The organism is Bradyrhizobium guangxiense, assembly GCF_004114915.1.
Classification (GTDB): Bacteria; Pseudomonadota; Alphaproteobacteria; order Rhizobiales; family Xanthobacteraceae; genus Bradyrhizobium; species Bradyrhizobium guangxiense.
The window spans coordinates 5835132-5856625 of the sequence record NZ_CP022219.1; the positions used below are offsets into that span (position 1 = coordinate 5835132).

Sequence of the window (21494 nt, forward strand, 5' to 3'; positions counted from 1 at the left end):
TCGGGTAAGACAAGCTCTCCGCTGTCATTCCGGGGCGCGCCTCTAGGCGCGAGCCCGGAATCCATTCATGACTGTGATGGCCGCCCGATGGATTCCGGGCTCGTGCTTCGCACGCCCCGGAATGACGGGAGCGTTCAGTGGCCGGTGTGCGCCCGCGCTGGCGGACCATACGCCTCGCCGTCCCCCACCGCCTTCGGCTCCCTGTCCCCGGCCAGCACGCGCTGCACCGAGACGAAGAACACCGGCACCATCAGCAGCGCCAGGATCACCACGGCGATCATGCCGCCCATCACGACGCTGCCGAGCGCCTGTTGGCTGGCGCCGCCGGCGCCGTGGGCGATGGCCATCGGCAGCACGCCGCAGATGAAGGCAAGGCCGGTCATCAGGATCGGACGGAAGCGCAGGCGGCAGGCTTCGATGGTGGCGTCGACCAGGGGCTTGCCTTCCTTCCGCAGGTCTTTGGCGAATTCGATGATCAGGATCGCGTCCTTGGCCGCGAGGCCGATGATGGTGATCAGGCCGACGGTGAAATAGACGTCGTTGGGCAGACCGCGCAGCATCGCCGCGGTCACGGCGCCGACGATGCCGAGCGGCACGGTGAGCAGAACCGCGAGCGGAATGGTCCAGCTTTCATAGAGCGCGGCCAGACACAGGAACACCACGAACACCGACAGCGCCAGCAGGAACGGTGCCTGCGAGCCCGACAGCTTCTCCTGCAGCGACTGTCCGGTCCATTCATAGCCGAAGCCGCGCGGCAAGCGGCCGGCAAGCCGCTCCATCTCGGAAATGGCGTCGCCCGAGGTGAAGCCGGGCCTGGCCTCGCCGGAGATGCGCACCGCCGGATAATAGTTGAAGCCGGCGATCTGCGTCGGGCCGCGCGCCCATTCGACCGTCGCGAAGGAGGAGAACGGCACGAGCTGGCCGCGGCTGTTCTTGACGTTGTAATTGAGGATGTCCTCAGTCCGCATGCGGTCGCGGGCATCGGCCTGCACCACCACGCGCTGCATGCGGCCGCGGTTCGGGAAGTCGTTGATGTAGTTCGAGCCGAGATTGGTCGAGATCGTGTTGTTGATGTCCTCGAAGGTGACGCCGAAGGCGCCGGCCTTCTCGCGGTCGATCACGAGATTGACCACACCCGACTCGGGCAGCCCCTCGATATAGACCTTCTGCAGCACCGGGCTGGCATTGGCTTCCGCGATCAACTGGTCGGCGGCGCGCATCAATTGCGCATAGCCCTTCTGGCCGCGGTCCTGGAGGCGGAACGAGAAACCCGAGGAGTTGCCGAGATTGTCGATCGGCGGCGGCTGCAGCGCCGAGATCTTGGCGTCGCGGATCGACGACAGATCGCGGTTGATGTCGTTGACGATCGCCGCGGCGGAATCCTTCGGCCCGCGCTCCGACCAGTCCTTCAGCGTGATGAAGGCCTGTGCGGTGTTCATGCCCTGGCCGGAGAAGCTGAAGCCGGTGAGGAAGGTGACGTTGTCGACGCCGGGCCGCTGTGCCAGATATTTCTCCACCTTCTCGATCACGGCCTCGGTGCGGGCGTAGGACGAATCCGACGGCGTCTGCACGTCGGTGGTGACGAAGCCCTGGTCGTCGACCGGCAGGAAGCCGCCGGGCAGGCTGACGAACGCCCAGGACAGACCAACCAGCAGCGCGACGTAGACCAGCATCAGGCGGCCGGTGCGCTTCAGCGAAAAGCCGACGGTGCGGGAATAGCCTTCCTTGCCGCCTTCGAGCACGCGGTTGAACCAGCCGAACACGCCTCTCTTCGCATGACCGTGGCCGGCCGCCACCGGCTTGAGCAGGGTCGCGCACAGCGCCGGCGTCAGCGACAGCGCCAGGAAGGCGGAGAAGCCGATCGCGGCGACCATGGTCACCGAGAACTGGCGATAGATGATGCCGACCGAGCCCGGGAAGAACGCCATCGGCACGAACACCGCCATCAGCACCAGCGTGATGCCGATGATGGCGCCCGATATCTGTGACATCGCCTTGCGCGTCGCTTCCTTCGGCGGCAGGCCTTCCTCGCTCATAATGCGCTCGACGTTCTCGACCACGACGATGGCGTCGTCGACGAGGATGCCGACCGCGAGCACCATGCCGAACATCGAGAGCATGTTGATGGAATAGCCGGCGAGCAGCAGCGTGGAGCAGGCCCCGAGCAGCGCCACCGGCACCACAATGGTCGGAATGATGGTGTAGCGGATGTTCTGGAGGAACAGGAACATCACCACGAACACCAGCACGACGGCTTCGACCAAGGTCGAAAGCACCTTCTTGATCGAGGCCTCGACCACGGGCGTGATGTTGTAGGGAATCTCGTAGGTGATGTTGGCCGGGAAGAAGCGCGACAGCTCCTTCATCTTGGCTTCGACCGCGCTCGCGGTCGCCAGCGCATTGCCGGTCGGCGACATCAGGACGGAGAGACCCGCGGTCGGCTTGCCGTCGAGCCGGGTGTTGAACTGGTAGCTGAGACCGCCGATCTCGACGCGCGCAACGTCGCGCAGGCGCACGGTCGAGCCGTCGGCATTGGCGCGCAGGATGATGGCGCCGAACTCGTCCGGCGAGGACAGCTGGCCCTTGACCAGCACCAGCGCCGAGGTGCGCTGGCTCGACGTCGAGGGTTCGGCACCGAGGCTTCCCGAGGCGACCTGGGCGTTCTGCGCGGCGATGGCCTTGTTGATGTCGTCCGCGGTGAGCCCATAGCCGACCAGCTTGGCCGGGTCGACCCAGACGCGCAAAGAGCGCTCGGTCGAATAAAGCGTGGCGCGGCCGACGCCGGGAATACGGCGGATCTCGCCGAGCACGTTGCGGATCATGAAGTCGCCGAGGCCGACCTCGTCGAGGCTGCCGTCGGTCGAATTCAGCGTGATGATCTGCAGCACCGCGCTGGATGCTTCCTCGATCAGGATGCCCTGCTGCATCACCGCGCGCGGCAGGCGCGCCTCGACGCGCTTGATGCGGTTCTGCACCTCGACCGAGGCGGCACTGGTATCGGTGCCCGGCTGGAAGTTGGCGATGATCTCGACCTGGCCGAGCGAGTCGCTGGTCGATTCGAAGTTGAGGATGTTGGCGGCGCCGTTGAGCTCTTCCTCGATCAGCCGCGTGACGCTGTTGTAGAGGTTTTCCGGCGAGGCGCCGGGATAACTGGTCGAGATCGAGATCGAGGGCGGCGCGATGATCGGATATTGCGCGATCGGCAGCAGCGGCACGGCGATGGCGCCGATCAAGCAGATGAACAGCGCGACCACCCAGGCGAAGATCGGCCTGTCGATGAAGAAACTCGCCATGGCGCGTTACCGCGTGAGCTTGAGGGCGTGCCGATTGTCCGCGGTCGCGTCCGCTTCCGACCAGGATTGCGGCTTGACCTTGTCGCCGGCCGCGAACTTCTGGAAGCCTTCGACCACGACCTTGTCGCCGGCCTTCAGGCCCTCGGTGATGAACCAGACGCCGTCCTGCACCGATCCGGTGCGCACCGGCTGCACCGCAATGTGGTTGTCGTCCTTGACGACGAACACTTCGCTGCCGCCGCCGCCATTACGCTGGATCGCCTGCTGCGGCACCGCGATCGCATCGGAATCGAGGCCCTGGTCGATGCGGACGCGGACATACATGCCCGGCAGCAGTTCCCGCTTGGGATTGGGGAACTCGCCGCGCAGCGTCACCTGCCCGGTGTGAGCGTCGACCTTGGCGTCGGAGAACAGCAGCTTGCCGTCGAGCGAATAGAGGGTGTTGTCGTCGAGCACCAGGCGCACCTTGGCCGCATCGGAGGCGATGCGCTCGAGGTCGCCGGTCTCGAAGGCACGGCGGAGCTGGTTGAGCTCGGTCACTGACTGGGTGAAGTCGGCATAGATCGGATCGAGCTGCTGGATGGTGGCGAGATTGGTCTCGTTCTGCACCGCAAGGGCGCCCTCGCTGACAAGGGCCGCACCGACCACGCCGTCGATCGGCGCGCGCACGGTGGCATAATCGAGATTGAGCCTTGCCCGCGAGAGATCGGCCTTGCGACCCTCGACCTCGGCATGAGCCTGGCGTTCGGCCGCAATCGCCTTCTCGTTCTCGGCTTCCGGGGCGGCGCGATCCTTGGTGAGGGTGGCGATACGGTGCGCCTGCTGCCTCGCCTGCATCAAGGCGGCTTCCGCCTTGGCGAGCGCAGCCTCGTTGGCCATCACCTCGACCTCGAACGGGCGCGGATCGATGCGGTAGAGCGGATCGCCCGCCTTCACCTCGCTGCCCTGGCGGAACAGGCGCTCGACCACGATGCCGGAGACGCGCGGCCGCACCTCGGCGACGCGCGTCGGGGCGATGCGGCCGGGCAGCTCGCGCACGACGGCGCGGGCTTGCGGCTTGACGATGACGATGCTGACGTCAGGGTCAGCCGGCGGCGCGGCGGACACTGCAGAGCTGGATTCCTCACAAGCCCCGAGCAGCGGCGCAAGGGCCGCGAGCATTAGTGCAACGCATGCCGTTCGCGCGCGAAGTCCAGACATGAAGTGAGGTGCCCCGAGGTTGTTGATACGGAATCAAGCACGGCGCGGCGCCCGTTCTGGGCGAATGACCGCGCGGCTGATGAGGTCAAAATAGAATGGAGCTGCTGCGACGCAACGCGGATCGCGGGCGGCTCATTGTCACACGGGCTACCGCCTTGAATAAACGAACATTTTTTGGTGTCACCGGATCGTGAGTCCGGTTCCATCCGGGCGTGCCGCGACAGAAGATCGCAATTACTCGGCCGCCTTCATCCGGTAGTGGCTGACACCCCATTCGGTTCCATCGGCATAGCCGAACAGGCCCGATGTCGCGAGCAAGAGCCAGCGCCAGCGCCGCATCCACATGCAGGTCTGCTCGCCATAGACCTTGCGCAGGGATACCTCGATCGCGTCCCGGTGCGCATCGAAATTGGCGAGCCAGTCATTGGCGGTGCGTTGATAATGGGTGCCGCTCCAGCACCATTCCTTCTCGATTGCAAAGAGGTCGTCAAATTGCCTGACGAGGTGATGGCTCGGCATCAACCCACCCGTGAAGACGTGCTGGGCGATCCAATCCTCGCGATCGGACCGGTCGAACAGGTGGGACCCGGTACGATGCGTGGCGATGTGCATCAGGAAGCGCCCCTCGGGCGAAAGCCATGACCGCAGGCGCGTCATCAGCTTGCGCCAGTTCATGATGTGCTCGAACGTCTCGACCGCGACGATGCGGTCGAACTGGCCGTCGGGCGCGAACACGTTCATGTCCGCTGCGATCACGCGCAGGTTCAGCAAGCCGCGCTGCCGCGCCTGCTGCTCGACATGGGCACGCTGCGCCTGCGACGTCGCCACCGCCGTCACCTTGGCGTGCGGAAACTGCCGCGCCATCCACAGCGACAGCGAGCCCCAGCCGCAGCCGAGCTCGAGGATGGTCTGGCCGTCGGCGAGGCCGGCATGCTCGACGGTCTGGCGCAGCGCCTCCTCCTCCGCCTCCCGCAAGGTGGTCGCGGCGGTCTTGTAGAAGCAGCAGGAGTCCTTGCGGCTGGGGCCGAGCACGTCCGCGAAGAACGAAGCGGGCACCTCGTCACGTCCGGCCTCGGCATCCTCGGCGATCGGCCGCAGCATCATCCGGCCCGCGAAGGCGACCTCGGCGGCCGCGTCATGGGCGGCGAGGCGGGTTGCGGTGCGGGAGCACAGGCGCTGGATCGCGGCGCGGATCACGACGTCCGGCAACGGCACGCGTTCGGCAGTCCCGATGATCGCGGAAACGACGCTCATGCGTCCCCCGAATGGCGAATCTCTGCAAAGACCCGGTTATCAAAGCGTCGTTTCCGGTCCGGGTTCCCCACGCCGTCCCCGAAATCGGCGCATCCGGCGCTTTTTTTGGGCTGGCGCTGTGCCATAGTGCGCAGCGCAAGCAAGTTTGTAATGGATGATACCGGCCATGCCGTCAGGCACTTCGCCCCGTTCCACCATGGATATCGAGTACACCAAACTGTCCTCGCCCAGCGTCTTCCTGGTGCGGATGCTGGTCTTCCTGGTGCTGTGCACGCTGGTGGGCGTGGTGCTCTACAAGCAGATCATCCAGGCCTTCTTCGCCAATCCCGGGCTCAATGCCCTGATCGGCGCCGTGCTGTTCATCGGCATCATCCTGGCCTTCCGGCAGGTGATCCGGCTCTATCCCGAGGTCTCCTGGGTCAACAATTTCCGCATCGCCGATCCCGGCCTGGCGCCGGCCCGGCACCCGAAACTGCTGGCGCCAATGGCGGCCATCCTCGGCGGCGAGCGCTCCGGGCGGATGAGCATCACCCAGACCACCATGCGGCATCTGCTCGATTCGATCGCGACTCGCCTCGATGAGGCCCGCGACATCTCGCGCTACATGACCGGCCTGCTGGTCTTCCTCGGCCTGCTCGGCACCTTCTGGGGCCTGATCGAGACCGTCGGCTCGGTCGGCAAGGTGATCGACGGCCTCAAGGTCGGCGGCGATTCCGGGGCGCTGTTCGACACGCTGAAGGAGGGGCTCGCCGCGCCGCTGGGCGGCATGGGCATCTCGTTCTCGAGCTCGCTGTTCGGCCTCGCCGGCTCGCTGATCCTCGGCTTCCTCGACCTGCAATCGAGCCAGGCGCAGAACCGTTTCTACACCGACCTCGAGGACTGGCTGGCCACCACCGTGCGCGAATATGGCAACGGCGAGATGCCGGTTGCGGCGAGCGGCGGGGGCGCCAGCGGCGAGCTCCAGGCCGCAGTCGAGCGGCTGCGCTCCGTGCTCGAGGAAGGCAGTGCCAGCCGCGGCACCACGGCGGCGATGGCGAGCCTTGCCGAAGCGATCCAGGCGCTGGTCTCGCACATGCGCACCGAGCAGCAGATGATCCGCGAATGGGCCGACGGCCAGGGCGAGCAGAACCGCGAGATCCGGCGCCTGTTGGAGCGCCTCGCGCGCCAACCGGAGAAGAGCTGAGGACGGTATCGCGTCCCGGACACGACAGAAACGGAGACGTAAATGGCTCTAGCGCGCGGCCGCCGCAGCGAAGGCGCCTTCAACTATTGGCCCGGCTTCGTCGACGCGCTGTCGACGCTGGTGCTGTCGATCGTGTTTCTGCTGTCGGTGTTCCTGGTGGTGCAGTTCTTCCTGTCGCAGGAGGTCACCGGCAAGGACAAGGCGCTGGAGCAGCTCAACGCCAAGATCGCCCAGCTCAACGAGCTGTTGTCGCTGGAGAAGCTCGGCAAGCTCACGCTCGACGACCAGGTCTCGCAATTGAGGGCGGGCCTCGCCTCGGCCGAGTCCGAGCGCGATCGCATCAAGGGTCTCTATGACGGCCTCGCTGCCGCTGGCAACGACGCGCAAGGCAAGACCGCCGAGCTCGGCAAGGCGCTGGATTCCGAGAAGGCGGTCTCGGCGCGGGCGCTGGCGCAGATCGAGGTGCTGAACCAGCAGATCAGCGCGCTGCGCCGGCAATTGGCCGCGCTGGAAGAGGCGCTCGATGCCTCCGAGAAGCGCGACAAGGAATCGCAGAACCGCATTGCCGATCTGGGGTCCCGCCTGAATGTTGCCTTGGCGCAGCGCGTGCAGGAATTGTCGCGCTACCGCTCGGAGTTCTTCGGCCGCCTGCGCGCCATCCTCGGCAACCGGCCGGACATCCGCATCGTCGGCGACCGCTTCGTATTCCAGTCCGAGGTGTTCTTCGACACCGGACAGGCGACCTTGCTGCCCGAAGGCCGTGCCGAGCTCGACACCCTCGCGACCGCGCTGATCGAGCTCGACAAGAAGATCCCGAGCGAGATCCCCTGGGTGCTGCGCGTCGACGGCCATACCGACATACGCCCGGTCAACGGGCCGAACTTCAAGTCGAACTGGGACCTGTCCGCCGCGCGCTCGATCTCGGTGGTGCAATATCTGATCTCGCTCGGCGTGCCCGCCCAGCGCCTCGTTGCGGCCGGCTTCGGCGAGTTCCAGCCGCTCGATCCAGGCAATACCGAGGACGCCTACAAGCGCAACCGCCGCATCGAGCTGAAGCTGACGGAGCGGTAGTGAGCGCGCTCCACCTCCGCCCCTATCGCCCTGAGGACGAGGCCGCCGCGATCGACCTCTGGCATCGCACCTGGCAGCAGGCCTATCCGCAGATCGACTTCGCGGCCCGGCTCGACTGGTGGCGCGAGCGCTGGCGCAAGGATCTGGTGCCCAAGGCCGCGATCGTCGTGGCGGAACAGGACGGCGCGCTGACCGGCTTCGTCACCATCGATGGCGAGGGCTATCTCGACCAGCTCGTGGTCGATCCCGCGCATTGGGGCTCGGACGCGGCGCGGTTGCTGGTGGATGAAGCCAAGCGGCTGTCGCCCTCGGGCGTCACGCTGCTCGTCAACAAGGACAATGCCCGCGCCATCCGCTTCTACGAGCGCAATGGCTTTGCCCATGAGGGCTCCGACGTGAACCCCACCTCGGGCCGGCCGGTGCTGAAGTTGGTGTGGCGGGCGTGAGGCCTGTCACGGTTGGATCCGGGGCTGTCTGCTAATCGTTGTACCCTAAGCAGCGACCACCAGCGGGAGACGATCGATGAAGCTGCGCGACCTGGCTCAGGGTTCCTCGGTCTTCCTGGGCGTCATCCTCGCCGGATATGTGTCGACCAGCTATGTCGACCAGCGCTTCGCATCGCGCGAGACAACGCCTGCGCCGACGATCGCGCCTGCCGCATCGGCCTGCGTCGGCGAGGACGGCAGCTGGAAGAACTGGCCATGGCCCAACGTGCCGGCGCTCTCGCCGAAGTGCCGGTAAGATGCGAAGCTGCCCTCCGACGAGAGTGAGGCAACGCCTCACGCGCCTTCGAACTGCAGCCGCGCCAGTCGCGCATAAAGCCCGTTGGCGGCCACGAGCTCGGCATGCGTGCCCTGCTCGACGATCTTGCCCTGGTCCATCACCAGGATGCGGTCGCAGGACAGCACGGTGGCGAGGCGATGGGCGATGACGAGCGTGGTGCGGTGGCGCATCAGCTCCTCCAGCGCGGTCTGCACCAGCGTTTCGCTCTCCGCATCGAGCGCGGAGGTAGCTTCATCGAGCAGCAGCAGCGGCGCATCGCGCAGGATGGCGCGGGCGATCGCGATGCGCTGGCGCTGGCCGCCGGACAGTGTCACACCGCGCTCGCCGAGCGCCGTCTCGAACCCTTCGGGCAGACGGCGGATGAATTCGGCGGCATGAGCGAGCTCGGCGGCGCGTTCGACCTCGGCATCGGTCGCATCGGGCCGGCCGAAGCGGATGTTCTCGCGGGCGCTGGCGGCGAACACCACGGATTCCTGCGGCACCAGCGCGATGCGCGCGCGGAAATCCCTGGGGTCCGCGGACTTGACCGGCACGCCGTCGAGCGAGATCGCGCCACTGCGGGGATCGTAGAAGCGCAGCAGGAGGTGAAAGATCGTGCTCTTGCCGGCACCGGACGGTCCGACGATCGCCACTTTCTCGCCCGGGCGCACCGTGAACGACACGGCATCGAGCACGTTGACGTCGCGCCGCGCCGGATAGGCAAAGCTGACCTGATCGAATCCGACCTCGCCGCGTGCCGGCACCGGCAGCGCGCGCACGGAGGCGGGCGCGGTGATGTCGGGCTTCACATGCAGGATCTCGAACAGGCGCTCGGCCGCGCCCGATGCCGCCGAGACCTCGCCCCAGCCCTCGCTGAGCTGGCCGAGGCCCGCCGCGGCGAACACCGCATACAGCACGAACTGGCCGAGCCGGCCCGGCGAAATCGTACCGGTGAGCACGTCATGCGAGCCGATCCAGAGGATCGCGACCACGCTGGCGAACACGATGAAGATGATGATGGCGGTGAGCACGGCGCGCGCCTGGGTCGAGGTGCGCGCCGCCTCGTAGGCCTGCTCGACTTCGCCGCCGAAACGCTTCTCGGCGAATTGCTCGCTGGTATAGGCCTGCACGGTGCGGATCGCACCGACCAGCTCGCCCGCATAGGCCGAGGCCTCGGCGAGCGTGTCCTGCGCATTGCGCGACAGCCGCCGCACCCAGCGCCCGAAGGCAACCAGCGGCAACACGATCAAGGGAATGGCCAGCAGCACGAAGCCCGACAGTTTCGGGCTGGTGATCACCATCATCGTGGCAGCGCCGAGGAACATCATCAGATTGCGCAGCGCGATCGAGACGGAGGCGCCGACGGCCGATTTGAGCTGGGTGGTGTCGGCGGTGAGCCGCGAGATCAATTCGCCGCTGCGCGCGGAATCGAAGAAGGCGGGAGACAGCGAGAGCAGATGGGCGAAGACGTCGCGCCTGAGGTCGGCGACGATGCGCTCGCCGATCGTCATCACGAGGTAGTAACGCGCGGCGCTCGCCAGCGCGAGCACGCCGACCACGGCAAGCATCACCGAGAAGTAGCTGTTGATCAGCTCGATGCCCTCGGGCGTCAGGCCGAAATCGATCATCCGGCGCACTGCGACCGGCACCAGCAGCGTGGTCAGTGCCGCGATCGTGAGTGCGACGAAGGCCAGCGCCGCCCTGCCGCGATAGCGGCTGACATAGGGCGCCAGCGCGAGCAGCGGCCGCAGCTTGGCGCGGCCCTTGGCCGGCCCTTCGATCAGCTCGGCTTCGATCGAGGGGGTGTCCGCGGCGTTCATTCCGGGCTGATCGACATATTGGTCATCAAGCCGTTCCACTGCGCTCATGAGATCCGACCCATTGCATTCGTTTGCTCCCAATAGGCCGGTGCAAGAGTAGTGGCAAATCCGGGATGTCCCTTAGGGGCAAACCCGGTTCAGCCCGGCAGCATGGCTTGTTTTGCCTGATATCGTGAGGTATAGAGCCGCCCAAATCCGTCATTCGCTAGCCACCAAAAAGGCGCCGGGCGCCGAGGAATTTGCCATGAAAGCCGAAATTCATCCGGATTATCATACGATTAAGGTCGTGATGACCGACGGAACGGAGTACCTGACCCGCTCGACCTGGGGCAAGGAAGGCGACACGCTGAACCTCGACATCGACCCGAAGTCGCACCCGGCCTGGACCGGCGGCTCCGCCCAGATCATGGATCGCGGCGGCCGCGTCTCGCGCTTCCAGAAGAAGTTTTCGGGCTTTCTCAAAAAGGATTGATCCGGCCCGCAAGGCTGGACACGAAAACGCCCCCGCAGAGCCGGGGGCGTTTTTGTTTTCCATCGTCATTCCGGGGCGGCTCGCAGAGCCGAACCCGGAATCTCGAGATTCTCTGGTGCGCAAGTGCGCACCAGAGTTCGCTGTCCGCGCGCCCCGGAATGACAGCGTAAGACTTACCGCTCGAACGCGGCCTTCAGCGCGTTGAGGTGGGGCACCAGCGGATTGCCGATCGCGACGTGCTCGGCCGGCGGGGGGTGGATGGTGGTATCGAGGCGGCGGACGCGGGTCTGCAGACTCATCGAGCGATGGATCAGGTCCTGCAGCTGCGAGGGCAGCTTCTCAATGGTGTCGGCCGGGCCGGGATCGGCGGCGCTGAGCTTGACCTTGGTCTTCTCGCGATTGGCCTGGCTCAGCGTCATCTCGCCTTCCTTCACCGCGCGGTGCAGCAGCAGCCACGAGGCGAGCTGCATCAGGCGGGTGGTGAGACGCATGCTCTCGGTCGCGTAGGTGAGGCTGGCGGCACGGTCGAGCGCCTTGGCCTCGACGCGGCCGGCGCCATCGAGATAGGCGGCGGTCTCTTCGACCAGGTCCATGCCCTCGCGGAACAGCGCGCCGAACGCCGCAGAATTGGTGAAACGCTCGCTGAGTTGAACGAGAGCGCCGTCGGCCTGCAAACGTTCCATGGTTAACGCCCCTTACGCAACTGTCTGACTGTCCGGCTTTGGCGCCGGCTTATGATGAACAAATCATTGCGCGGGCGAGACCCGGAGTCCAGTGACAAGCGCGGATATGGTTTCCGCGGGTCATTCCCAGGAATTCAACCGCAACGAGATGCAAAAACGCAAAAAAGAGCCGCCGGAGACCGGCGGCTTTGAAAGTTGATAACAGGGAGGCGTCAAACAGAGTGGACAGGAGCCACTCGGTGTCCAAACGAGGACAGTTCAGTCATAAACCCGAAAGCTTAATCGACCGTAAACGAGCCAATTTCTTGAGGGTTCGTTAGCCATGTCGGCCAGTGGCCGAGGGGGATACGGAACAAAACTCTCCGCCGTCATTCGGGGGCGCGACGAAGTCGCGAGCCCGGAATCCATAATCCTAGGAAGACGGGGTGGCCGTCTGCCAGTTTCAACGGCCTGTGGTTATGGATTCCAGGCTCGGCGCTCCGCGCCGCCCCGGAATGACAACACGAAATAATTTGGCGAGGCGTGGATCCCGGATCGACGCGCTTATGGCGCGCTTGTCCGGGACGACGGCTGTTGGTGTGGCGGCGACTACGACTTGAAAAAGCTGTTCGCCGCATCGCGCGAGGCGCGCTTCCTGGTGGCGGCTTCCTCCAGCCTTGCGATCTCGGTCTTGAGCAGCGTCACGCGCTCGGTCAGCTCCTCGACCGACAAGAGTGAGAGATCCTGTCCGATCTCATGCGTGATCTTCTTGCGCGGGCGGTCGTCGTCTTCCATCGCCATCCTCGTTTCTCCCAAAGTCCGCGGACCGGACCCCACGGCTGAGGCGGTTGCCAGTCCGGACCGCGCTGGCTAAGCAGGGGCCTCGTTCATCCCGCACCTTTGCTCAAGGACACATCATGGACAAGCTGCCCGCGCAAATGACCGTGGTCGCCATCTCCAAGCCCGGCGGACCGGAGGTGCTGGTGCCCGAACAACGCCCCGTGCCGCAGCCGGGTCCTGACGAGATTTTGGTCAAAGTGATGGCCGCGGGCGTCAACCGGCCCGACGTGGCGCAGCGCTCCGGCGCCTATCCGCCGCCGCCCGGCGCCAGCGACCTGCCCGGCCTCGAGATCGCCGGTGAGGTCGTCGCCGTCGGCAGCAATGCCAAGCGGCACAAGATCGGCGACAAGGTGATGTCGCTCGTCGCCGGCGGCGGCTATGCGCAGTACTGCATCGCCCAGGACGCCCAGGCGATGAGCGTGCCGCCGGCGCTGTCGATCAAGGAAGCCGGCGCGCTGCCGGAAACCCTGATGACGGTCTGGCACAACGTGTTCGAGCGCGGCGGCCTCAAGGCCGGTGAGACGCTGCTGATCCATGGCGGCTCCTCCGGCATCGGCACGATGGCGATCCAGCTCGCGAAGGCGTTCGGCGCCAAGGTGTTCGTCACCGTGGGATCGCAGGACAAGATCGACGCCTGCCTCAAGCTGGGTGCCGACCGCGCCATTAACTACAAGACCGAGGACTTCGTCGCCGTGGTCAAGGAAGAGACCAACAAGGAAGGCGTCAACCTGATCCTCGACATGGTTGCCGGCGACTATGTCGACCGCAACTATGATGCCGCCGCGGTCGACGGCCGGATCGTGCAGATCGCAACCCTCACCGGGCCCAAGGTCACCGTCAACATCGCCAAGGTGATGGTCAAACGCCTCACCCATACCGGCTCGACCCTGCGCCCCCGTACTAATGCGGACAAGGCGGCAATGGTGGCCGCAATCGAGCAGAAAGTGATGCCGCTGCTGCGCGAAGGCCGCGTCAAACCGCTGATGGACAGCACTTTCCCGCTGGAAAAGGCGGCCGATGCGCATCGGCGCATGGAAACCAGCGCACATATTGGCAAAATTGTGTTGGAGGTCTAGGCCTCCGGCCCACAGGCGCCGGCGGAAACCCTTTGATTTTCCTTGCTTTCGTGGCATCTATCGCGACGCACCGGGCGGTTTCCGGCCGGCCTGTGATCACCTTCTAGAATCGCCTTGCACTCGAAGTTTGCGTCGAACGCGGAGAACTGACCTTGCGTCTGATCAGGTGCCTCGCGCCCATCGCGCTGGGCCTCATGATTCTTGTCGCCGCGTCCCCGGCGCGCGCGCTCGATGCCGTCAGCGTCCGCAGTGACGCGCCCGCGATCGACCTCACCGGCGTACTCGAGCATCAGCGCAGCGATGCCGATCGCATCCAGGTCTCCACCGCGCCCGGCACCGACGGCATCGTCCGCCGCATCGAGGTGCGCGCCCGCGAGGGCGGGCAGAACTGGGTGGTGTTTGCGCTCGCCAACAACACCGACGACCAGCTCGACCGCCTGATCGTCGCCCCGCACTACCGCATCGTTTCGTCGGGATTGCTCTGGCCCGATCTCGGGCTGTCGCGCATCGCGACCATCACGCCTTCGATCGGCGACCGGCCCGAACGTCAGGAAAGTGCAACTGCGGACGTGTTCCGCATCACGCTCGATCCCGGCGCCGTCGTTACCTTCGTCGCGGAGCTGCGCACCGACAAGCTGCCGCAGCTCTACCTGTGGGAACCCGAAGCCTACAAGGACAAGGTCAACTCGTTCACGCTCTACCAGGGCATCGTGATCGGCATCTCCGGCTTGCTCGCGCTGGTGCTGACCATTCTGTTCGTGGTCAAGGGCAGCATCATGTTCCCGGCCGCCGCCGCGCTGGCCTGGGCGGTGCTGGTCTATATCGGCGTCGATTTCGGCTTCTGGGGCAAGGTGCTCGACATGTCGAACAACGCCGAGCGCATCTGGCGCGCGGCGGGTGAAGCGATCCTGGCGGCGACGCTCCTGGTGTTCCTGTTCGCCTATCTCAATCTCAGCCGCTGGCACGTGCGCTATTCGCACATCACGGTGGGCTGGCTCGCGTTCCTCGGCTCGCTGGTGGCGCTGGCCCTGTTCGATCCGGCGGTGGCCTCCGGCATCGCGCGCATCTCGCTGGTGCTGATCGCCTTCGCCGGCTTCGCGCTGATCGTCTATCTGTCCACCCACGGCTTCGACCGCGCGGTGCTGTTGATCCCGACCTGGTTCCTGCTGGTGGTCTGGGTGGTCGCGGCCGGCATGACGGTCGCGGGTTCCGTCACCAACGACATCGTCGGCCCTGCCCTGCTCGGCGGCCTCGTGCTGATCGTGATGCTGATCGGCTTCACGGTGATGCAGCACGCCTTTGCCGGCGGCGGCGCCAGCACCGGCGTCGTCTCCGACATCGAGCGGCGCGCCCTGGCGCTGGCCGGCTCCGGCGATTTGATCTGGGACTGGGACGTCTCCGCCGACAAGGTCTTCACCAGCCCGGAGACCGAGGCCCTGCTCGGCCTCAAGCGCGGCACGCTGGAAGGCCCGGCCGCTTCCTGGCTGGAGGTGCTGCATCCGCTCGACCAGGATCGTTTCCGCGCCGCGCTCGACAGCGTGCTGGACCAGCGCCGCGGCCGTCTGGTGCAGGATTTCCGCCTGCGCACCCCTGACGGTCACTTCATGTGGTTCGCGCTCAAGGCGCGTCCGGTGGTCGGCTCGGACGGCGAGGTCTCGCGCGTCGTCGGCACGCTCACCGACGTCACCGAGCTGCGCAATGCCGAGGAGCGCCTGCTGCACGATTCCGTGCACGACAACCTCACCGGCCTGCCCAACCGCAAACTTTTTATGGACCGGCTCCGCGCGGTCGCGCATTTCGCCAAGAGCATGCCGACGCTGCGGCCGACGCTGATGGTGATCGACCTCGACCGCTTCAAGCAGGTCAACGATTCCGTCGGCATCGCGGTCGGCGATTCCATCCTGCTGACGCTGGCGCGCCGCCTCACCCGCATCCTGAAGCCGCAGGACACGCTGGCCCGCATGGCCGGCGATCAGTTCGGTCTGATCCTGCTGTCGGAGCAGGACCCGGCCCGCATCACCGCCTTCGCCGAGACCATCCGCAAAACCATCCGCGCGCCGATCGCCTTCAACGACCGCGAGATCTTCCTCACCGCCTCGATCGGCCTCGCGCTGTCCGACCCGCAGACGCAGCTGACGGACGAGATCATCAAGGACGCCGAGCTTGCGATGTATCACTCCAAGCGCATCGGCGGCGACCGCATCGACGTCTACAAGCCCGCGATGCGGGCGCGCAAGACCGATCGCCTGACGCTGGAGAGCGAGCTGCGCCGCGCCATCGAGCGGCAGGAGCTGACGATCCTGTACCAGCCGATCGTGCGGCTGGAGGATCGTTCGGTCGCCGGCTTCGAAGCGCTGGTGCGCTGGGATCACCCGAAGCTCGGGCGCATGGCGCCGTCGGAATTCATCACCATCGCGGAAGAGACCGGCCTGATCGTCGACCTCGGCATGTTCGTACTCGACCAGACCGCGAAACAGCTCTCGGTGTGGCAGCGCGCGATGCGCTCGCGGGAGCCGATCTTCGCCTCGGTCAACGTCTCCTCGCGGCAGCTGCTGCGTCACGATCTGATCCACGACATCCGCACCGTGCTGTCGCGCTCCTCGGTAGCGCGCGGCACGCTCAAGCTGGAGCTGACGGAATCGCTGGTGATGGAGAATCCGGAGCACGCCGCGCAGATGCTGACGCGGATCCGCGAGCTCGGCACCGGGCTCTCGCTCGACGATTTCGGCACCGGCCATTCCTCGCTGGCCTATCTGCAGCGCTTCCCGTTCGACACCATCAAGATCGACCAGTCGTTTGTGCGCACCACCAACCGCGGCACGCGCCCGGTGATCCTGAAGTCGATCATTGCGCTCGCGCACGATCTCGGCATGGACGTGGTGGCCGAGGGCGCCGAGACGGATTCGGATGCGGTCGAGCTCTACCAGATGGGCTGCGAATATGCGCAAGGCTTTGCCTTCGGGGAGCCGATGGATGCGGACGCGGCGATGCGGCTGCTGACCGAAGTGCGGCTGGAAGCGGCGAGCTGATCGTGCTCTTACCCTCCCCTGGAGAGCAGGGCTATCGCATATGGCTCTTAGCGCGAGCTGAGCGCGCGCCTCATCCTTCGAGACGACCGCTTCGCGGTCTCCTCAGGATGAGGCTAAGCGATATCGGAGGCCGTTGAAACGAGCGAAATGCCCTCAGTCCTCATCCTGAGGGCCCGCCAACGGCGGGCGTCTCGAAGGATGGCCACGGGCGACATCACTCCCATATGCGATTGCCCTGCCCTGGAGAGGGAGGGTAAGAGCGTGGCGCAACCACTACCGCCGCCTGTCGTTCTTCCGCTTTGTAAACCGCACGCTCAGGCCGTCCGGCATCCGTGTCGCGACAAATCCGGCGGCAAGGCAGGCCTCGCGTTGCGGCATCTGGATGTCGGGGCTGCGCAGGCTGTCCCACCACGAGGCACGATGCGCCGCGCGTGGCAGCGCCGCGCCGATGATCTCCTCAATCTGCTCGAAGCTCAGGACGAATTCAGCCTGCTTCTGCCGCATCAGATAGTCGCGCAACGCGTCGTAGTCGTTCACAATGGTCCTCTCGTCCGAAACCGGATCTGCTCGCACGAGGTCTGCCGAAAACCGCGAGCTGCGTAAACCGATTCTTAACTCATTGCGGCAGCGTTGTTCCACCTTAAACACTACTCAAGATTTCGAGCGCATCCACTAGGATCGGAGCAAACGATGCTGTCTGGATGGCGCGAAATCACGGCCCGGCGGCCGTGGCGGATTTCGGCGAAGCTGCTGATCATCTCGTCCGTGGTGACGGTGATCGGCTTTTCCGCCATTTGCGTCAACGTGATGCTCGACATGCGCCGTGGCGAGGAGGCGCTCGCCCGCCAGACGCTGGAGAACCTCGCGACGACCATCCAATCCGACGTCAGCCGTAACGTCGAGATCTACGATTTGTCGTTGAAGGCGGTCGCCAGCAACATGCTGTTGCCCGAGCTCGCGACGGTGTCGAAACCGATCCGTCATTTGATCCTGTTCGACCATGCGACCACGGCCAAGCATTTCGGCGCCATCCAGGTGTTCGATTCCGAGGGAATGCTCGCGATCGACGCCTCTACGCTCGATCCGCTCCCGGAGAACCGCAGCGAGGAGGACTATTTCAAGGTCCATCGCGACAATCCCGCCACCGGACTCTACATCAGCCGTCCGATGCTGTTCCGCGGCGCCTATTCCATCGTGCTGAGCCGGCGCATCAGCGACACCGACGGCGGCTTCCTCGGCGTCGTCGCCGGCTCGATCCGCTTCAGCTATTTCCACGAATTGTTCGAGCGGCTGAATCTCGATCCCGAAGACACCATCACCGTGCTCAGGCGTGACCGCACCATCATGATGCGGCGGCCGTTCGACCTCGACGTCATCGGCACGAATCTGAACGACCGACGGGCCTGGAAGGCCGACAACCTCCCGATCGGCGCCGCCTATTCGGGACAGGGCCCGGTCGATCCGACGCCGCGGCTCTATGTCCGCAGCGGCGACAACGGACCACTGTTCGTGGTGGCGGGCAAGCCGCTGGCCGCGGTGTTCGCGCTCTGGCAGAAGGAGGCGTTCCGCATCGGCGCCGTGGTGCTGGCGCTGATCCTGTTCGTGCTGGGATCGACACTCGTGCTCGCGCGCGAGATCGGCCGGCGCGCCGAGGCCGAGCGCAAGCTCGAGGAGATGGCGACGACGGACGCGCTCACCGGCCTGAAGAACCGCCGCAAATTCGATTCCGTCATCGACGTCGAATGGCGTCGCGCGATGCGACAGAAGGCGCCGATCGCGCTGCTCATGATCGATGCCGATCACTTCAAGGCCTACAACGACACGTTCGGCCATCAGGCCGGCGACCAGGTGCTGGTCGGCATCGCCATCTGCATTGCCGATTCGGTGAGCCGGGCCGGCGACTGTGCCGCGCGCTATGGCGGCGAGGAATTTGCGGTGCTGCTGCCGAACAGTTCGGCCCCGGACGCCTTCAAGGTCGCCGAGGCGATCCGCACCAAGGTGCAGGGCTGGTCCGACGATCCCGTGATTTCGACGGTGTCCTGCGGCGTCGCCAGCGTCGTTCCCGCCGCCGGGATGGACTGGTCGGTCCTGGTCGCCGCCGCCGACAAGGCGCTCTATGCCGCCAAGGCCGGCGGCCGCAACCAGTCGGTGGTGGCGAGCCTGCCTCAGCTGTCGCTGGTGGCGTGATCTACACTGTCGTTCCGGGGCGATGCGAAGCATCGAACTATGGTGCGCAATTGCGCACCTGAGAACCTCGAGATCCCCCGATGCGCAATTGCGCATCTGAGGTCTGGTCCTTCGGACCATCCCGGGATGACATCGAAGGCCTTCGCCTTCGATGTCACTGCCCCAGATATTTCTTCATCTCCGCGATCAGCCCGTCACGCAGCTCCGGGCGCTTCAGGCCGTAGGCGATGTTGGCGCGCAGGAAGCCAGGCTTGGAGCCGCAGTCGTGGCGCTCGCCCTCGAACTCGACGCCGTAGAACTTCTGCGACTTGGCAAGGCCGATCATGGCGTCCGTGAGCTGGATCTCGCCGCCGGCGCCGCGCTCCTGGGTCTCCAGGATCTTGAAGATCTCCGGCTGCAGGATGTAGCGGCCGGTGATCGAGAGGTTGGAGGGCGCAGTGCCCTTGGCCGGCTTCTCGACCATGCCGTCGACCTCGAACATCTTGCCGTTGCGCTTGCCGACGCCGCAGATGCCGTATTGATGGGTGAGATGGTCGGGCACCGCCTCGACCGCGATCAGATTGGACTTCTCGCCCAGCGAGGAGGCCATCTCGATCATCTGCTTGAGGCAGCCGGGCGTGTTGAGCACGAGCTCGTCGGGCAGCACGACGGCGAACGGCTCGTTGCCGACGATGTCGCGCGCGCACCAGACGGCGTGACCAAGGCCGAGCGGCGCCTGCTGGCGCGTGAAGCTGACGGCACCGGCGTCGGGCTGGTTCTGCGCCAGGATGTCCTGCTCGGTCTTCTTGCCGCGCGCGGCGAGCGTCGCGTCGAGCTCGTACATCCGGTCGAAATGATCCTCGATGACGTTCTTGTTGCGGCCGGTGACGAAGATGAAGTGCTCGATGCCGGCCTCCTTCGCCTCGTCATAGACGTACTGGATCAGCGGCTTGTCGACGATGGTCAGCATTTCCTTCGGCATCGCCTTGGTGGCGGGCAGGACGCGAGTGCCGAGGCCGGCGACGGGGAATACGGCTTTGCGAATTTTCATGTGATTGTTCGAATACCTGGGGGCAGATGTGAACGGGGCCGGGAACGGAGCAATGGCATCTTGCTAGCCTGTTTGCAGCCGCCAACAAAGGCGGATGTGGGGCCTCATCCGCGCAGAGTTAAGAAAAAGGCCGCCGCCAAAATTTCACTTTTGTTAAGCTATTGGCAACCGTAACCAGGCCTCCTGATGGCGAATTGTTAAGGCCGGCGGGTGGGACATGATGCGATCGGTGGCAGCACAGGCAAGACGGGCGGTATCCCTGACCGGCGCAATGACGATTGCGGCCGCCTTGCTGCTGCCTGCCGGCGCGCACGCCCAGACGCAGAACGGCCTGTCCAACCTGTTCGGCGGCATCTTCTCGGGTGCAAACCCGGCGCCTTCGCAGGCAGCGGCCGGCCCGGGTGGCGCGCCAACCGGAGCGCTGCCTTGGAGCGGCGAGGACGGTGCTTCCGGCCATCCGCTGATGACGGCCGCGGCGATCCGCGAGGCCGCCGGCAATTTCAGCAATTGTGTCGCCGGGATGTGGCCCGATGCCGCGCGGCGCGGCGTCACGCAGGAGAATTTTCAGCACTTCACCGCAGGCCTCAGCCCCGATCTGCGCATCATGGACCTGATGGACTCGCAGCCGGAGTTCACAAAATCGATCTGGGACTATCTCGACATCCTCGTGAACGACAACCGCCTCGCCAAGGGGCGCGAGATCCTCGCCAAATACAAGGCGCAGTTCGACGCTACAGAGAAGGCCACCGGCGTCGACCGCTTCATCATCGCCTCGATCTGGGGCATCGAATCCAACTACTCGACACAGATGGGCGATCGCAGCGTGCTGCAATCGACCGCGACGCTCGCCTGCATCGGTCGCCGTCAGGCCTATTTCAAGGATGAATTCCTCTCCGCGCTGGAGATCCTCAACCGCGGCGACCTCAAGCCGGAGCAGATGCGCGGTTCCTGGGCCGGCGCCTTCGGCCCGACCCAGTTCATGCCGACTGCGTTCAAGCGCTTTGCCGTCGACGGCGATGGTGACGGCCGGCGCGACGTCGTCGACAATCCCACCGATTTGATCGCCTCGACCGCCAACAATCTGAAGAAGGACGGTTGGCAGGCCGGCCAGACCTGGGGCTTTGAGGTCGTGGTGCCCCAAGGCTTCAACTACATGCTGGCCGATCGCGCCAAGGCGATGCCGATCGCGCAATGGGAGAAGCTCGGGCTGAAGCGTCCGAACAATCAGCCCTTCCCGCATCCGTCCGAGAAAGCCTATCTGCTGGCCCCGGCGGGGGCGCAAGGACCCGGCTTCCTGATGCTGCAGAACTACCGCGTCATCATGAAGTACAACCCGGCAGAGGCTTATGCGCTGGCGATCGGCCATTTCGCCGACCGCCTGCGTGGCGGCCAGCCCTTCGTGCAGCCCTGGCCGCGGCAGGAGCGGGAACTGTCGCGCACTGAGCGGCTGGAGTTGCAGCAATTGCTGGCCCAGCGCGGCTTCTACAAGGGCACCCCGGACGGCCAATTCGGCGGCCAGACCCGGGAAGCCCTGCGCAATTTCCAGGCCTCGATCGGGGTGCCCGCCGACGGCTTTGCCTCGTCCGACGTGCTGGATCGGCTGCGCGGGCGGTAA

The 21494-nt window shown here is 65.5% G+C and carries 17 protein-coding genes; 9 read left to right on the forward strand and 8 right to left on the reverse strand.

Features of this window, described 5'->3' with window-relative positions:
* Positions 1-134: 134 nt before the first annotated feature.
* From X268_RS28010 to X268_RS28020, 3 genes are all read right to left on the reverse strand, one after another.
* On the reverse strand, positions 135-3293 hold the full coding sequence (locus X268_RS28010) for a multidrug efflux RND transporter permease subunit (protein WP_128927922.1): 3159 nt from the start codon (positions 3291-3293) through the stop codon (positions 135-137).
* 6 nt (positions 3294-3299) lie between these two features.
* Entirely contained in the window at positions 3300-4493 is a 1194-nt protein-coding gene (locus X268_RS28015; RefSeq protein WP_128927923.1) for an efflux RND transporter periplasmic adaptor subunit, read from the reverse strand.
* A gap of 234 nt (positions 4494-4727) precedes the next feature.
* Positions 4728-5747, reverse strand: a complete 1020-nt coding sequence (locus X268_RS28020; protein WP_128927924.1) for an SAM-dependent methyltransferase — start codon at positions 5745-5747, stop codon at positions 4728-4730.
* 166 nt (positions 5748-5913) lie between these two features.
* Between X268_RS28020 and X268_RS28025 the strand changes: the two genes are divergently transcribed.
* The 4 genes from X268_RS28025 (at position 5914) to X268_RS28040 (ending at position 8742) form a co-directional block, all read left to right on the forward strand.
* A complete protein-coding gene (locus tag X268_RS28025) occupies positions 5914-6930 on the forward strand; it encodes a flagellar motor protein MotA (RefSeq protein ID WP_164937964.1) in 1017 nt (338 codons plus the stop codon).
* A gap of 42 nt (positions 6931-6972) precedes the next feature.
* Positions 6973-8001: a peptidoglycan -binding protein gene (locus tag X268_RS28030; RefSeq protein ID WP_128927926.1), complete on the forward strand. Its 1029-nt coding sequence runs from the start codon at positions 6973-6975 to the stop codon at positions 7999-8001.
* The gene (locus X268_RS28035; protein WP_128927927.1) at positions 8001-8447 is read left to right on the forward strand and encodes a GNAT family N-acetyltransferase; all 447 of its coding nucleotides are present in this window, start codon (positions 8001-8003) and stop codon (positions 8445-8447) included. The genes X268_RS28030 and X268_RS28035 overlap by 1 nt, the downstream gene beginning before the upstream one ends.
* Before the next feature lie 76 nt (positions 8448-8523).
* The gene (locus tag X268_RS28040) at positions 8524-8742 is read left to right on the forward strand and encodes a hypothetical protein (RefSeq protein ID WP_128927928.1); all 219 of its coding nucleotides are present in this window, start codon (positions 8524-8526) and stop codon (positions 8740-8742) included.
* A 38-nt stretch (positions 8743-8780) separates the two neighbouring features.
* Here X268_RS28040 and X268_RS28045 read toward each other — a convergent pair whose 3' ends face one another.
* Positions 8781-10631: an ABC transporter ATP-binding protein/permease gene (locus X268_RS28045; protein ID WP_128927929.1), complete on the reverse strand. Its 1851-nt coding sequence runs from the start codon at positions 10629-10631 to the stop codon at positions 8781-8783.
* A 196-nt stretch (positions 10632-10827) separates the two neighbouring features.
* Between X268_RS28045 and rpmE the strand changes: the two genes are divergently transcribed.
* Positions 10828-11055 (forward strand): 50S ribosomal protein L31, encoded by a 228-nt coding sequence (gene rpmE / locus X268_RS28050; RefSeq protein ID WP_024337552.1) that lies wholly within the window; start codon positions 10828-10830, stop codon positions 11053-11055.
* Between the two features lie 173 nt (positions 11056-11228).
* On the opposite strand, the gene rcdA is transcribed toward rpmE, so the two are convergent.
* Together rcdA and X268_RS28065 are read right to left on the reverse strand one after the other, a co-directional pair.
* Positions 11229-11738 (reverse strand): protease adaptor protein RcdA, encoded by a 510-nt coding sequence (gene rcdA / locus X268_RS28055; protein WP_128927930.1) that lies wholly within the window; start codon positions 11736-11738, stop codon positions 11229-11231.
* A gap of 588 nt (positions 11739-12326) precedes the next feature.
* Positions 12327-12518, reverse strand: coding sequence for a DUF1192 domain-containing protein (locus tag X268_RS28065; RefSeq protein WP_128927931.1), 192 nt, complete (start codon positions 12516-12518; stop codon positions 12327-12329).
* Between the two features lie 116 nt (positions 12519-12634).
* Between X268_RS28065 and X268_RS28070 the strand changes: the two genes are divergently transcribed.
* Both X268_RS28070 and X268_RS28075 read left to right on the forward strand, forming a co-directional pair.
* A complete protein-coding gene (locus X268_RS28070; protein WP_128927932.1) occupies positions 12635-13633 on the forward strand; it encodes an NAD(P)H-quinone oxidoreductase in 999 nt (332 codons plus the stop codon).
* Between the two features lie 152 nt (positions 13634-13785).
* Positions 13786-16662, forward strand: coding sequence for an EAL domain-containing protein (locus X268_RS28075; protein WP_164937965.1), 2877 nt, complete (start codon positions 13786-13788; stop codon positions 16660-16662).
* 273 nt (positions 16663-16935) lie between these two features.
* On the opposite strand, the gene X268_RS28080 is transcribed toward X268_RS28075, so the two are convergent.
* Positions 16936-17199 (reverse strand): DUF7662 domain-containing protein, encoded by a 264-nt coding sequence (locus X268_RS28080; RefSeq protein ID WP_128927933.1) that lies wholly within the window; start codon positions 17197-17199, stop codon positions 16936-16938.
* Positions 17200-17352: 153 nt separating this feature from the next.
* Here X268_RS28080 and X268_RS28085 point away from each other — a divergent pair, with 153 nt between their 5' ends.
* Complete coding sequence (locus X268_RS28085) at positions 17353-18849, forward strand: sensor domain-containing diguanylate cyclase (protein WP_128927934.1); 1497 nt, start codon at positions 17353-17355, stop codon at positions 18847-18849.
* 154 nt (positions 18850-19003) lie between these two features.
* Here X268_RS28085 and galU read toward each other — a convergent pair whose 3' ends face one another.
* Positions 19004-19879, reverse strand: coding sequence for a UTP--glucose-1-phosphate uridylyltransferase GalU (gene galU / locus X268_RS28095; RefSeq protein ID WP_128927935.1), 876 nt, complete (start codon positions 19877-19879; stop codon positions 19004-19006).
* A gap of 217 nt (positions 19880-20096) precedes the next feature.
* Between galU and X268_RS28100 the strand changes: the two genes are divergently transcribed.
* A complete protein-coding gene (locus X268_RS28100) occupies positions 20097-21494 on the forward strand; it encodes a lytic murein transglycosylase (protein ID WP_208764396.1) in 1398 nt (465 codons plus the stop codon).